At 60.2% G+C, this 13,003-nt stretch carries 12 protein-coding genes; 4 read left to right on the top strand and 8 right to left on the bottom strand.

Features of this window, described 5'->3' with window-relative positions; genetic code table 11:
* Positions 1-37: 37 nt before the first annotated feature.
* The 4 genes from NSJP_RS12295 to NSJP_RS12280 form a co-directional block, all read right to left on the bottom strand.
* On the bottom strand, positions 38-1,456 hold the full coding sequence (locus NSJP_RS12295; protein ID WP_080887179.1) for a sigma-54-dependent transcriptional regulator: 1,419 nt from the start codon (positions 1,454-1,456) through the stop codon (positions 38-40).
* Between the two features lie 8 nt (positions 1,457-1,464).
* Positions 1,465-2,238 (bottom strand): tol-pal system YbgF family protein, encoded by a 774-nt coding sequence (locus NSJP_RS12290; RefSeq protein ID WP_080887178.1) that lies wholly within the window; start codon positions 2,236-2,238, stop codon positions 1,465-1,467.
* A complete protein-coding gene (locus tag NSJP_RS12285) occupies positions 2,235-3,707 on the bottom strand; it encodes a sensor histidine kinase (RefSeq protein WP_080887177.1) in 1,473 nt (490 codons plus the stop codon). Before NSJP_RS12285 ends, NSJP_RS12290 begins: the two co-directional genes overlap by 4 nt.
* Before the next feature lie 184 nt (positions 3,708-3,891).
* Positions 3,892-4,722, bottom strand: coding sequence for a hypothetical protein (locus NSJP_RS12280; protein ID WP_080887176.1), 831 nt, complete (start codon positions 4,720-4,722; stop codon positions 3,892-3,894).
* Between the two features lie 232 nt (positions 4,723-4,954).
* On the opposite strand from NSJP_RS12280, the gene clpB reads away from it, so the two are divergent.
* Complete coding sequence (clpB, locus tag NSJP_RS12275; RefSeq protein ID WP_080887175.1) at positions 4,955-7,570, top strand: ATP-dependent chaperone ClpB; 2,616 nt, start codon at positions 4,955-4,957, stop codon at positions 7,568-7,570.
* On the opposite strand, the gene NSJP_RS12270 is transcribed toward clpB, so the two are convergent.
* The 3 genes from NSJP_RS12270 to NSJP_RS12260 are packed head-to-tail and all read right to left on the bottom strand — an operon-like array spanning position 7,557 to position 9,777.
* On the bottom strand, positions 7,557-7,985 hold the full coding sequence (locus NSJP_RS12270) for a hypothetical protein (protein ID WP_080887174.1): 429 nt from the start codon (positions 7,983-7,985) through the stop codon (positions 7,557-7,559). The two genes, clpB and NSJP_RS12270, sit on opposite strands and share 14 nt — an antisense overlap.
* Positions 7,986-8,022: 37 nt before the next feature.
* The gene (locus NSJP_RS12265; RefSeq protein WP_080887173.1) at positions 8,023-8,238 is read right to left on the bottom strand and encodes a hypothetical protein; all 216 of its coding nucleotides are present in this window, start codon (positions 8,236-8,238) and stop codon (positions 8,023-8,025) included.
* Positions 8,239-8,247: 9 nt separating this feature from the next.
* Positions 8,248-9,777: a YifB family Mg chelatase-like AAA ATPase gene (locus tag NSJP_RS12260; RefSeq protein ID WP_080887172.1), complete on the bottom strand. Its 1,530-nt coding sequence runs from the start codon at positions 9,775-9,777 to the stop codon at positions 8,248-8,250.
* A 186-nt stretch (positions 9,778-9,963) separates the two neighbouring features.
* Between NSJP_RS12260 and NSJP_RS12255 the strand changes: the two genes are divergently transcribed.
* Positions 9,964-10,518 carry a hypothetical protein gene (locus NSJP_RS12255; RefSeq protein ID WP_080887171.1) on the top strand — a complete coding sequence of 185 codons (555 nt, stop codon included), beginning with the start codon at positions 9,964-9,966 and terminating at the stop codon, positions 10,516-10,518.
* A 22-nt stretch (positions 10,519-10,540) separates the two neighbouring features.
* Positions 10,541-10,777, top strand: coding sequence for an Lrp/AsnC family transcriptional regulator (locus tag NSJP_RS12250; protein WP_080887170.1), 237 nt, complete (start codon positions 10,541-10,543; stop codon positions 10,775-10,777).
* Between the two features lie 27 nt (positions 10,778-10,804).
* On the opposite strand, the gene NSJP_RS12245 is transcribed toward NSJP_RS12250, so the two are convergent.
* A complete protein-coding gene (locus tag NSJP_RS12245; protein WP_172834315.1) occupies positions 10,805-11,791 on the bottom strand; it encodes a Gfo/Idh/MocA family protein in 987 nt (328 codons plus the stop codon).
* 358 nt (positions 11,792-12,149) lie between these two features.
* On the opposite strand from NSJP_RS12245, the gene NSJP_RS12240 reads away from it, so the two are divergent.
* Positions 12,150-12,950 carry a dienelactone hydrolase family protein gene (locus NSJP_RS12240; RefSeq protein WP_172834314.1) on the top strand — a complete coding sequence of 267 codons (801 nt, stop codon included), beginning with the start codon at positions 12,150-12,152 and terminating at the stop codon, positions 12,948-12,950.
* Positions 12,951-13,003: the final 53 nt, after the last annotated feature.

The raw sequence follows: 13,003 nt of genomic DNA, 5'->3' as shown, positions 1-13,003 counted from the left end.
CGGGGGGTCTGTTGCAAGCAGCGGAGCGAGGCCGATTCTAGCGTTCGGCTTCCGTGAGATCGCTTTCTTCTTCCAATTCCTCGACTTCGGGCGCGGCTTTCCCCTTGGTCATCGATGGATGGAGTCCGTATTTCTTGAGCATCTTGTAGAAGTCGGCGCGGTAGCGGCCGGCGAATTGCGCGGCCCGCGAAATATTTCCCCCCGTCAACTGCAGCACGTTCTTCAGATAGGTCTTTTCGAACTCTTCCTTCGCTTCGGTGAGCGGCTTCAATTGCGCATCAGGCGCGCTGCCGGTCGAGGGCAGCAGGTCCGGGGTGACCATGTCCTGGCGCGCCATAACGACGGCCTTTTCAATCGCGTTTTCGAGTTCACGCACGTTACCGGGCCATAAATTTGTGACCAGGCGATGCAACGCCGCCGGGGTAAACCCCCGCATGTCCTTGTTGGCGCGTTTGGCGCTGAGGGCAAGAAACTGCTGGGCCATGATGGGAATATCCTCACGCCGGTCCCGCAACGGGGGAATGAACAACGGGACGACCGAAATACGGTAATAGAGATCGTTGCGAAACGTCCCGTTCTTCACGGCTTCGTCCAAGTCCTTGTTCGTGGCGGCGATGATCCGCACGTCCACTTTGGTCGCGTGCTCGGCGCCGACCTCGCGGACTTCCCGCTCCTGAACGGCGCGCAGCAACTTGACTTGCATCGACAGCGGCATCTCACCGATTTCATCCAGGAACAGGGTGCCGCCGTGCGCGCTCTGAAAGAGTCCCTTCTTGGGGCCGTGCGCACTCGTGAAGGCTCCCTTGACGTGTCCGAAGAGCTCGGATTCGAAGAGGGTCTCCGGAATCGCCGCACAGTTCAGCGCCACGAACGGTCCCTTGCTCCGCCGGCTGTTCGCATGAGTCACCCGGGCGAACACCTCTTTGCCGGTGCCGGTCTCTCCGAACAGGAGCATCGTCGCATCGGAATCCGCCACCTGCACGACTTGCTGCAGCAACCGCTGCATCGCCGGGCTGCGGGCCACGACGTTTTCCATTCCATAGAGCTCGTTGACGAGCGATTTCAGACGCTGAATCTCACGGCTCATTCGCTGCGGAGACAACCCCTCTTCGATCTTCGCCTTGAGTTCCTTGTCGTCGAAGGGCTTGGTCAAATAGCCGAAGGCGCCGCGCTGGACGGCTTCAACCGCATTGGGAATGCTGCCATGCGCGGTCAGAATGATGACCGGAAGTCCCGGATGGATGCGGAGGAGTTCTTCCGTCACGTCCAAGCCGTCCTCCCCGCCCAATCGCAGGTCGGTGATCGCCAGATCGAACCGATTGACCTTGGCCGCCGAGACGGCGTCACGGCCCGTCGTACAGGCGGTTACCGCGAAGCCCATCGCTTGCAGCCGCATCTTGACCAGCTGCAGCAGGCCTTCTTCATCATCCACTACGAGAATGTGTTCCTGTTCCATGGTGTCCTTTACTGGGGTGTCGTCGACTCGGGTGTCGGCAGCGGCGCCACCGTTGAGGGTGGACGAATTGGTCGAATCTTCTCTCGTGTTTCCTGATCGATACGCTTGAGGGCTTCGAGTTGATTGTACAGTTCGTCGATCTTCTTCTCCCGCTCCGCCAACTGCTTCTGCAGCGATTGGATGGTGCCGCTCTCGACCGGCGTTTTCTGCGATTCCTTCTTGTTGCCGATCAATGCATCGGCCTTCCGATCTCGATCGGCCAGATCCCGCTGCAGTTGGTCCAGAACTTGGGCGTCGGCGTCCCGGGTGGTTCGCAATTGCTGAATGATCAACTCCCGATCAAGCAAGTCCCGCACCAGCCGATCGGAGGCCTGACCCAGGACAACTTGTCCTTCGGATACGGCCGGAGCACCTGCAACGGATGACAACCAAGAACGTTCGATCGGCGTGGGATATTGCTGCAACAACTGGAGCCACAACCGGCTCGAGGACGCCCATTGACTGCGGGGAGCCACCGCAATCACCTTCTCGAAGTTCTTTACTGCAGCGTCGTGGCTCTCGTACAGACTCATCAGAGCGCGAGTGAAGTACGCATGATCGCAGCTGTTATGATCCGAGCACTTTGCAATCATCGCATCCTGCTTCTTGACCAAATTATGAATGCTCTTCGCATCCGCCTGATCCACTGTGAAATAAGGTTGGGTCCGTGACGGCTCCGGCGCCCACGATGCGCAGCCGGACAAGATCAAGCCGGTGATCGCGCAGAGCCGTAAGGCCTTCATGCCGCCCCTCCGCGCTTGGTGAGGCGTAGGATAAACCGTACAGTTGTTCCCTTCTTCAACTCGCTTTCGATCCAAATCCGTCCTCCGTGCGCTTCGACCACTTTCTTGGCGAGGGCCAGGCCCAGACCGCTCCCTGGCAGTGTCTGCCTGCCTTTCTGACGTCCCTGATAGAATCGCTCGAAGATATGCGGTAATTCGTCTGGCGGGACGCCGGGACCCACGTCGGATACGGAAACCTCGAGAACCCCGGCCTTCATGTCCGGCCGCATGTGAATCTTCACAATGCCTCCTTCCGGACTGAACTTCAAGGCATTTGATAGCAGATTGTCCAAGACCTGCTCAATACGAATGGCGTCCGCCTTCACCCAGACCCGCTGTGCGGGCGACTCCACCACCAGTTGAACGTGCTTGGCATCCGCCAGCAAGCGAATCTTATTCACCGAAATGTCGGCGATGCGCCGGAGATCCGAGGAGACGATCCGATATTCCATCATGCCGGCATCCATCTTGGAGAGATCGAGGATGGTCGAGATCAGATGGATCAGGCGGCGGCTGCTGTCGGCCATGATCCGTAAGGTCGTGCGCTGTTCCGGCTGGAGCGGTCCCGGAATCTCGTCCAGGAGCAGGTGCGTCCCCTCCTGGATCGAGGCCATGGGTGTCCTCAACTCGTGGGACACGTGAGCCAGGAATTCCCCTTTCATATCGTCAAGTTCCTGAAGCTTGCCTCCCATCCAGTTGACCGTGTCGACCAGACTGCGGAGTTCGCTGGGCGCGCGGATGTTCAACGATTCTCGAAAATTTCCTTGTCCGATCTGCTTGATGTGACTCTGAAGCTGGCGCAGAGGCTGCAGGATCGTATAGCTGGCGATGCCTGCGAGGCCGATCCCGAACAGCAGCGCGAGCAGGACCAATTGTTCCGTGACGGCCTCCGCCTGTGCGGAGCTTTCCAGGGAGCGCCGGACTCCGGCACTGATGCCGGACTCGTGAAAATCCACATAATGTTGGAGCGTCGTGGTCATTTGATCCATGACGAGATCGCGGCGGCCTTCATAATCCGGAGATGCTCCCCCCTTGCCCTGAACCGGCTGCTCCAGTTCGACGTTCAACATGCCCAGGCGTTCCTGCTGGAGCCGTTGAACGTGCTCCAAGAGTTGCAGCCCCTCCGGAGAAACTTCCTGCGCCGCCAGCCCGGTCATACCTCGACGGAACTCCTCCACTTCCTCGTCGAAATGCTTGAGGAACGTATCATCGCGTACAGCCAGGTATTTCTTCTCACTGTTGAGCTGGACGTATGCCAGGGTCAGCAACCGCTTTGCCGATTCAATCGCCGGATAATGCTGGACCGCCATACTGGTGCTCAAGGCGGAGAGCTGGCGCAGTTGAAACAACGCATACAGATTCACCCCTCCCATCACCACAATGATGAGCAAGGAGGTAAGAACGATCCGCCAGAAGATCGATAGGCGCACCAACCTCTTCCTTTAGAAGACCTAGCGAGATGCAGGGCGTGTAGGTAAATCCATACACTACCTGTTTGCCTACCTCAAGGCAAATGGAAAAATTCGGCTTCCATCCACATCCCTTGATGGAGGTCAGAATGCTGCCGAACGAGGCAGATTCCTCTTCGCCGGGCCGTCCCGATGCTGGTGAAATTTACTCGCCCCGATAGTGCTGGGAAGCGAAACGCCGTTGACGACGGGAGGACCCTGACAACAATGCAAAAAGATGGCCACGAAACAGCAGCATGGCGACGGCCATGGGAGGCGTCAGTAGCAATAGCAGATACCAGCTCATGGCCGAAGGGATACCGAGATAGCCGAGCCATCCGCCCAAGATCGTGAACGGCAGCACGAGCAACTGAAAAAAATCCAGGCCCGCCCCCCGTCCCGCCCGGCTCGATAGCGAGAACACCTCCCGAACACCGGCAGGAGACAGGACGATCGGGATCAGGAGCACGGCAATGGGGAGGAACCACTCCATCCAATTTTCCAAGACGAACTCGTAGGATGTCTTCATGACGTCGAGCGGAGAATCGTGGTGAACCTGATAGATGACTTCGGGGGCGGGATTCAGCAGCAGGAACAATAGTACCAGGACGGCATAGGACAGGAAGGGGCCGTACGGATTGGTTTGGGTTCCCATTTCCAAGGCCAACAGCGGCAGCCAGAGAACGAATCCGACTCCGATCACGTCCCAAAAGTACCGGCCGAAACTATCGAACACATCGCGCAGGGTGAGCGTGCGACCATAGGAGATCGATTGCTCGATCAAACTGAGAACCGCCCCCACGAGCAAGGCGTTGACCGCTCCGAGGAGGAACCCTCCGGCGATACCCAACGGCCCCGCCAGCTGAGTGGTCACAGCCAGGATCAGCATGAATCCGATGAGGGCCACCATGATGATCCAGCCCCGGACGAGCGATTGCCAGGTCTTCCGAAGGGCCTGCCGGTACAAATTGACGGTCGCCGTCACGATTTCAGCCATGACGGCGACAATAGCGAGGCCAAGGCCGGCTGGTCAAGCGCGCGCTGCGCTTGCCGGTGGGCACAATGTTGAAAAGCAGGCTGTGACTGGATTCCCGCTTCAGCCGGAATGACAACCGTCAGTGTTCCGGGCGGCAAACCGGCCCACGACTCTGTGCGCTAAGGCATTGACTTGGGCAAGCCACATGATTATGTGAAGCCAGAGTGACATTCCGACGGAGGAGACGCCCCCTATGGATATGAATCGCGCCACGGTCAAGCTCCAGGAAGCCTTACAATCCGCGTCCGCCCAGGCCATGAAGCGGAATCATCAGGGCATGGAAGTCGAACACCTGCTGCTGGCCCTGCTGGAACAGGACGGCGGCATCGTCCCGACCCTCTGTGAACAGGCAGGCGTCTCCGTTCAAGCCGTCAAGCAGGCGGCGGAGCAGGCGCTGTCGAAGATGCCCCAGGTCCAGGGAGCCAGCGGCGGTCCCGGACAGTTGCACATCACCCCCCGGCTCAATCAGGTTCTGACCAAAGCCGAAGACGAACAGCGGACGTTGAAGGACGACTATCTCAGCGTGGAGCACGTACTTTTGGCCATGATGCAGGAGGGCGGCGTTCTCAGGAAGCTGGGACTGTCGCGCGACCGGTTGCTGGGCGCACTCCAACAGGTGCGGGGTAATCAACGCGTGACCAGTCAAGATCCGGAAGGCACCTATCAGTCGCTCGAAAAATACGGCCGGGACCTGACCAAGCTCGCTACGCAGGGCAAATTGGACCCCGTCATCGGTCGAGACGAAGAGATACGCCGCGTCATCCAAATCCTGTCCCGTCGTACCAAAAACAATCCCGTGCTCATCGGAGAACCGGGGGTCGGCAAGACCGCCATCGTCGAAGGCTTGGCCATCCGTATCGTCAAGGGCGACGTCCCCGAGGGACTCAAACACAAACGTGTCGTATCGCTCGACATGGGCGCCCTGGTGGCCGGCGCCAAGTTTCGCGGCGAGTTCGAAGAGCGCATCAAGGCGGTGCTCAAGGAGATCCAGGCGTCGCAGGGACAAATTTTACTGTTCATCGACGAGTTGCACACGGTGGTCGGTGCGGGAGCGGCGGAAGGGGCAATGGATGCGGCCAACCTGCTGAAGCCGATGCTGGCCCGCGGCGAGCTCCATCTGATCGGCGCCACGACGCTGACCGAATACCGCAAGCACATCGAGAAAGACGCGGCCCTGGAACGCCGTTTTCAAACCGTGCTGGTCGATCAACCCACCGTCGAGGACACGATTTCCATCCTTCGCGGATTGAAAGAGCGGTACGAGGTGCATCACGGCGTCCGCATCAAGGATGCCGCGCTGGTGGCGGCGGCCAAGCTCTCGCATCGCTATATCGCGGATCGTTTCCTTCCGGACAAGGCCATCGATCTCGTCGACGAGGCTGCCGCCCGCCTGCGGACCGAAATCGACAGCCTCCCGGCCGAACTGGACGAGGTCTCCCGTAAGGTCCTCCAGTTGGAAATCGAACGCGAAGCGCTGCGCCGGGAAAAGGATCAGGCCAGTCAGGCCCGCTTGGCGACGCTGGAGCAGGAGCTCCAGGAGAAACAACGGGACTTTCAGGCGCTGAAAACCAGGTGGGACTCCGAAAAGACCTCGGTCTCTCGCCTGCGCAAAACCAGGGAAGCGATCGAAGAGATCAAGCTCGCCATCGAAAAAGCGGAACGGGCGTACGATCTCAATCGCGTGGCCGAATTACGCTACGGCGAACTGCCGCGACTCGAGCGGGAGTTGGCCATCGAGCAGCAACAGCTCGGCAAGAAACAGGGTGAGAGCCGTCTGTTGAAGGAGGAAGTCGACGAGGACGACATCGCGGCGATCGTCAGCCGTTGGACCGGCATTCCGGTGTCCCGACTGATGGAAGGCGAGCTCGAAAAGCTGATGAAGCTCGAAGAACTGCTCCATCAACGGGTCGTCGGCCAGGACGAGGCGGTTCAGGCCGTCGCCGACGCCGTGCTGCGCGCGCGTTCGGGCATCAAGGATCCCAACCGGCCGATCGGTTCGTTCTTGTTCCTGGGTCCCACCGGCGTCGGCAAGACGGAGCTCGCACGGGCCCTGGCCGCGACGTTGTTCGACGACGAAGCCAATCTGATCCGGATCGACATGTCGGAATACATGGAAAAGCACACGGTCGCCAGATTGATCGGCGCGCCGCCCGGCTACGTCGGGTACGAAGAGGGCGGCCAGCTCACGGAAGCCGTGCGCCGCCACCCGTTCTCGGTGATTCTCTTCGACGAGATCGAGAAAGCGCATCACGACGTCTTCAACGTGCTCCTTCAAGTCTTGGACGACGGGCGGTTGACCGACTCGCAGGGCAGGACGGTCGATTTCAAGAACACCGTGCTCATCATGACGTCCAATATCGGCAGTCCACAAATTCTGGAAGCCCAGCGAAAGCGATCGACCTATGAAGAGGTGCGTGACGTGGTCATGGGCGAACTCCGGCGGCACTTCCGTCCGGAGTTTTTGAACCGGATCGACGAGACCGTGGTCTTCCACGCCTTGGAAACCGATCAGCTCACCAGGATCGTGGACATTCAGCTGGAGCGGCTGCGGCTGAGACTGGCGGAACGGCGCATCACGCTGACGATCACGCCGGAAGCGCTTGGACAGTTGGGGAAGCGGGGTTATGACCCGGTCTACGGCGCACGCCCGCTCAAGCGGCTGATTCAGCAGGAGATCGAAACCCCGATTGCGCGGCAATTGGTCAAAGGAGAATTACGGGACGGCGACACCGCGGCGGTGGATCTCAAAGGCGATCGGATCGTGATTGTGCCGTTGGCCGGTTCGGAGGCGCCGGCTAGCCGATCTTGACGGAGCCGCCGTTGACGTCCTCCATGGCTCCGCTGCTCTTTTGCCGATCGATCTTCCATTCTTTCTCGGAGACCTCCAACAGGTGCCCCTTGATCGAATGGAACCCCGCTTTGCTGAAGACGACCTGATTCGGGGATTTTACGTCGATTTGCAGCACGACGTTCTTGGACTCCGAATGCATCAGAGTCAGACGCGTGGGGGTCTTGTCGAGTTCATACGCGCGCCGCTCGTTGAAGGTCAGGGTGCTGTCCACCAATTTGGCGATCATCTTGCCGTTGGCGTCGAAGAGCGCAAAACTGACCAGCACGGCCTTGGACGGCTCCTTCAATTCGATTTGAACCTGCGGAATTCCCTCGATCTCCACCGTGCCATTGGTATTGCGGTACACATTCGAACCGATTTCCATATCCATCATACCCTCACATGCCCTTGTCCTTAATTACCCGCGCTCATTAAGATTTCTTGATCCGATCGAGAATCAGGGCGATGCAGCCTCCGAGAAGCCCGCCGCCCATGATCGTCGTCATCAATTCAACCAGCTTCAACTCCCACACGGAGCCTTGGGCTTGCATGACTTCACGGATGCCTCCCTGCAGCATGATGACCGCCAAGGCCATCGTCGCGCCGATCACGAACCACCACAGAAAGACTTTGAGTGCCGACACCATGACGGTCGTTCAAAGCTCCAGACGACGATCCAGACTTCGATACTGGATCGCTTCGGCTACGTGCACGGGGTCGATCCGTTCGCAGCCGGCCAGATCCGCGATTGTCCGGGCGACCCGGAGAATCCGGCCGTGCGCCCTTGCCGACAAACCGAGCTTGGACATGGCGCGCTCCAGCAGTTCCCGCCCCGAATGATCCAGGCCACAATACCGCTTCACCAGCCTCGGCTTCAACTGGGCATTGGTATGAATCCCGTCGTCCCGGTACCGCGCGGATTGCCGGTCCCGCGCCTCCAGCACCCGGGTGCGGATGGCGGAAGAAGATTCGGGTTCGGCGCCGCGGTCATGAAATTCGCGCACCGGTACCGGAGGAACTTCGATATGAATGTCGATCCGATCCTGCAACGGCCCCGAAAGCCTGGCTCGATATCGCCGGATCTGGTGGGGAGTACACACGCATTCTTTCGACCGGTCGCCATAGTATCCGCAAGGGCAAGGATTCATGGCCGCCACCAGCATGAATCGGGCGGGATACCGCAACGATCCGCTGACCCTGGTCAGCGTCACATGTCCGTCCTCCAGGGGCTGGCGCAACGCATCGAGTACCGGCCGCCTGAATTCCGGCGATTCGTCAAGGAACAGGACGCCGTTGTGGGCCAGGGATACCTCTCCGGGGCGTGGAATCGTTCCACCCCCGATCAATCCCGCGTCCGAAATGCTGTGATGCGGCGCCCGGAACGGCCGAACGGTCAACAACGCACTTCCCGCCGTCAATTGTGCCGCCACGCTGTGAATGCGGGTGGTCTCGATTGCTTCGTCAGGCTTCATCAACGGCAGAATCGTCGGCAGCCGCTTGGCCAGCATCGTCTTGCCTGAGCCGGGCGGTCCGACCATCAGCACGTTGTGCTCGCCGGCTGCCGCAATTTCCAAGGCGCGTTTCGCATGAGCCTGCCCCTTGACGTCACCGTAGTCCTCATCGGCGGCGGGTCGAACCACTCCAAACCCGACCCGATCGGTCACCACCGGCTCGATCGTCTGAGTCTCGCGCAAGAATCCCACCGCTTCAGGAAGCGTGTGAACCGGATAGGCGACGACCCCGTCCACCAGAGCAGCCTCATCGGCGTTGCGCGCCGGCAGAAGAAGACCGTACTCACGGCCGCAGGCGATTCCGATGGAGAGCGCCCCGGGCACCGGCTTGATGTGACCGTCCAGCGACAGCTCTCCGACCAGTACGCGTCGGAGGACGCGGTCGGCCGGCACGAGTTCCTCGGCAACAAGGATTCCAATGGCGATGGCCAGGTCCAGACCGGCTCCCTCTTTCTTCACGTCCGCCGGGGCCAGATTGACGGTGATCTTCTTGGCCGGAAAGTGAAAACCCGTGTTCTTGAGCGCAGAGCGCACCCGATCGCGGCTCTCACGGACCGTCGCATCAGGAAGACCGACGACGGAAAATTGCGGGAGCCCGCCGGCAATATCGACTTCCACCTCAATCAAATGCGCATCGAGTCCGACAAGTGCGACGCTCAGCACCTTGGCCAACATCAGTTCGATTGTCCTCCCCGAATCACATCGACACGGGGAGGATTATAGAAATCCGACTCAAGCCGTGCAACCATAACATCTTGTAAATACAGGAAAATGGTTCCATTTATCCCTACCATGATATGCCGAATCTTGGGGCTCTCTTCCACTCCTTCCAGAAGCTATGGACTTCTGTATAATCCGCCCATGTTGATCCGGTCCCTACTCCTCCTTCTCGCCGTCGCCACCTCGACGATGGTGCTCTCCGCCGTCTCCGCGGGAGCAGAAGGGCGAGCCCCTTCACAACATGTCGGATCGGCCATGGCCCTGCTCGCTACGCTGGAAGACGCCCGGATCCTGCCGCCTGAAGGCACGCCGGAGGCCAACCATGTCATCAGGGTCGTCATTCAATTCCAATCGGTCTTCGCAAAGAGCACCAATCCGGCGGTTCATGAATTTTTCCATCAGGCATTGGTCACGCACGTCGGCGAAGCGCAAGCCGCACCGGAGCAAGCCGCCTTTGCCAAGACCGGATGGACGGGGACGGTGCTGGCGGCACTCGCGGAGCGCCGGCGTTCAGCCGATCCCGGCGATTTGGAGAAACTCGCCGCGGGATTTTCCGCGTTCAACCTTACGCTGCAGGATTTCGAGTTTTTGACCGGATTGTTCGATCAGGCTCGCCGTGAATATCGGAATCGAGGGCGGGAGATCGAGGAGGTGTTCGCCGAGCGACGCCGGGACATGCCGGGAGGGCGGTCATGACGACCAGACAAGGAGGAGGACTATGGCAACCAAGGCCTACATTCTGATCAAGGTAAAAGCGGGGCGAACCAAGGACGTGCTCCAATCCCTCAAACGATTGACCGGCGTGGAACAGGCTCACTCCTGTTTCGGACAACCGGACATCTTCGTATTCATCAGCGTCAACGACGAGCGCGCGCTGTCCGACGTGGTCATCACAAAAATTCACCAGATTGACGGCGTCGAGGAAACGGACACCCACATCGTGGCCGATACCTAAACTCGTCCGCGCCGCGCCACGACGGCGTCAGGGGAATTCCTGCACAGACACGGCCGTCCCACCCAATGCCGCCGACCGATAGCAGGCGTCCGCCAATTCGACGGCGCGGCAACCGTCTACTCCGCTCACCGGCGGCTGGGTGTTCGTCCGGATCGCATAGAGAAAGGCGCGCAGAACGGCCACGATGGTCGGCGCCGGCTCGACCGTCCACTGGCGTGGACGCCCCCCTCCGATGCGGCAGGTCACGGTTCGCCTGACCCAATCCGCGGTCACCGTGCCTTCCGTTCCCTCCCATTGCATGGTGCCGATTCGTCCCGTGTCCACGCGGGCGGCGTCGATCGAACAGACCGCGCCATCGGCGGTATGCAGCACCGCACGTGCGGCGGCCTCGACCGCGCCATCCGGCCGATCCAACCGGCACTCCACCTGCGCCACTTCCTCTCCGGTGAAGAACCGCACGAGATCCAAGAGGTGCACGCCGATTTCGAGAAGCGCTCCCGGGACGGCCGTCCCGGAAGAGCGGCTCGCAATGCTCGCCGCCGAATCCACGTGATTGACCAGATCGACCAGCCTGAGCCGGCCGATGGCCGGTAACTGCGCCTTGGCCGAGAGCACCGTGGCGTCGAACCGCATGGTTTGAGCGGTCATCAGCAGGACGCCGGCCCGCTCGGCGGCGGCCACCATGGCCCGGGCTTCTGCGCCGGAGTTCGCCAGGGGCTTTTCGATGAGTATCGGTTTCCCGGCCGCCGCGGCCGCGAGGCAGATCTCGGGGCATAACGCAGGTGCCGTCACCACCACGACCGCCTGCACCAGCGGGTCGGCGATCAATTCTCGATAGTCGGCATAGAGGGAAAGGCCGGCCAATGCCCCGGTTGCCGGCAGGCCCGTCCGCTTCCGACAGACCGCTACCACACCGGCTCCCGGCACATCGGTCCGCAGATGATCCAAATACCGGCGTCCGTGCCGCCCCACCCCGATCAATCCGATTCCGATCTGTTGATTCGACACGCTCATGAACAGACTGTACGCGTGCGGGGATGGCAAGTTCAATCGTGGAGGATTTCGGCCTGCGCGGAAAGCTCGGGCCAGCCCCGACTGATCCCGCGCGCCAAACCCAATGTGCGACATCGAGAACGCGGTCGCCGTATGACGACGCAGGCCATCGTCATGCACCGTGACGGGGTGGATCAAGTCTCCTCTTGCGCTTCTGCGCGACCAGCAAACTTCAGCGCGTCTGATGGCAAACTGATCCTTGCCCCACCGTGGCACGCTGCCAGGCTGCATTGACAAGCCGGAGGACCGATCCCTATAGTAGATTTTCGGCCGCTGGACGGCCGCTGGAATCATCAGGCATGAAGGAGTAGGGCACGCCGTGACGACATCAGCATCAGCCCCGTTTACCCTGCAACAAATCGGAACCGGCACCGCCAGATTTCCGAGCGGAGTGGCCATTCCGACCTCCACGGACGCATCGGTCGATCCCTACATCCGCACCAGGACGACTAAAGATGTGCAAGTCGAATGCATCCTGTTCTGGCCTCAGGAGAAAGGGACCTATCCGGGGATAGTACTGCTCCACGAATGGTGGGGCCTGAATTCCCAGATCAAGGACCTGGGGGCCCAGCTCGCCTGCGAAGGGTACGGCGTCATCATTCCGAACCTCTACGGCCGTCTGGGAGGCACGGTGACCGCAAGTGCGGAGGTCGCCGACGCCCTCATGGGGAAATTGAATGATTCGTTAATTCTGCAGGACGTCAATTCCTGTTGTGAATATTTGAACACGCGAGACTACATCAAGCGGAATATCCACGGCGTCGTAGGATTCGGAATGGGCGGGACCTTTGCAATCCGATTCGCCGGTCAGAGAAAGCGGCTCCGGGCCGCCGTCTCTTATTATGGACGTATCCCGGCAACGGATTCGGCGTTGAAGGATCTATATTGTCCTCTTCTCTACCATCGAGGGGACAAGGATACCTGGGTATCCCAACAGGATGTAGACCGGCTCACCGCCTCCGCGCAGGAGCACGGAAAGCGCGTCCAAGTCCGAACCTATCCCGGTGCGGGCCACGCTTTCAGTAATGAGACTCGTCCGGACGGCTATCGCCCAGACGCCACCGCCGAGGCTTGGAGCACCACCACCTCATTCTTGAAAACCTGTTTCCAAGGGACATAGTTGCCGGTTCAATCGACGGCAACAGTCGGTGCTAGTTGGATTTGTCGTGTGAC

It is taken from the genome of Nitrospira japonica (genome assembly GCF_900169565.1).
Taxonomy (GTDB): Bacteria; Nitrospirota; Nitrospiria; order Nitrospirales; family Nitrospiraceae; genus Nitrospira_C; species Nitrospira_C japonica_A.
The sequence above is the reverse complement of the archived record's forward strand: the minus strand, read 5'-3'. Positions and strand labels throughout refer to the sequence as shown.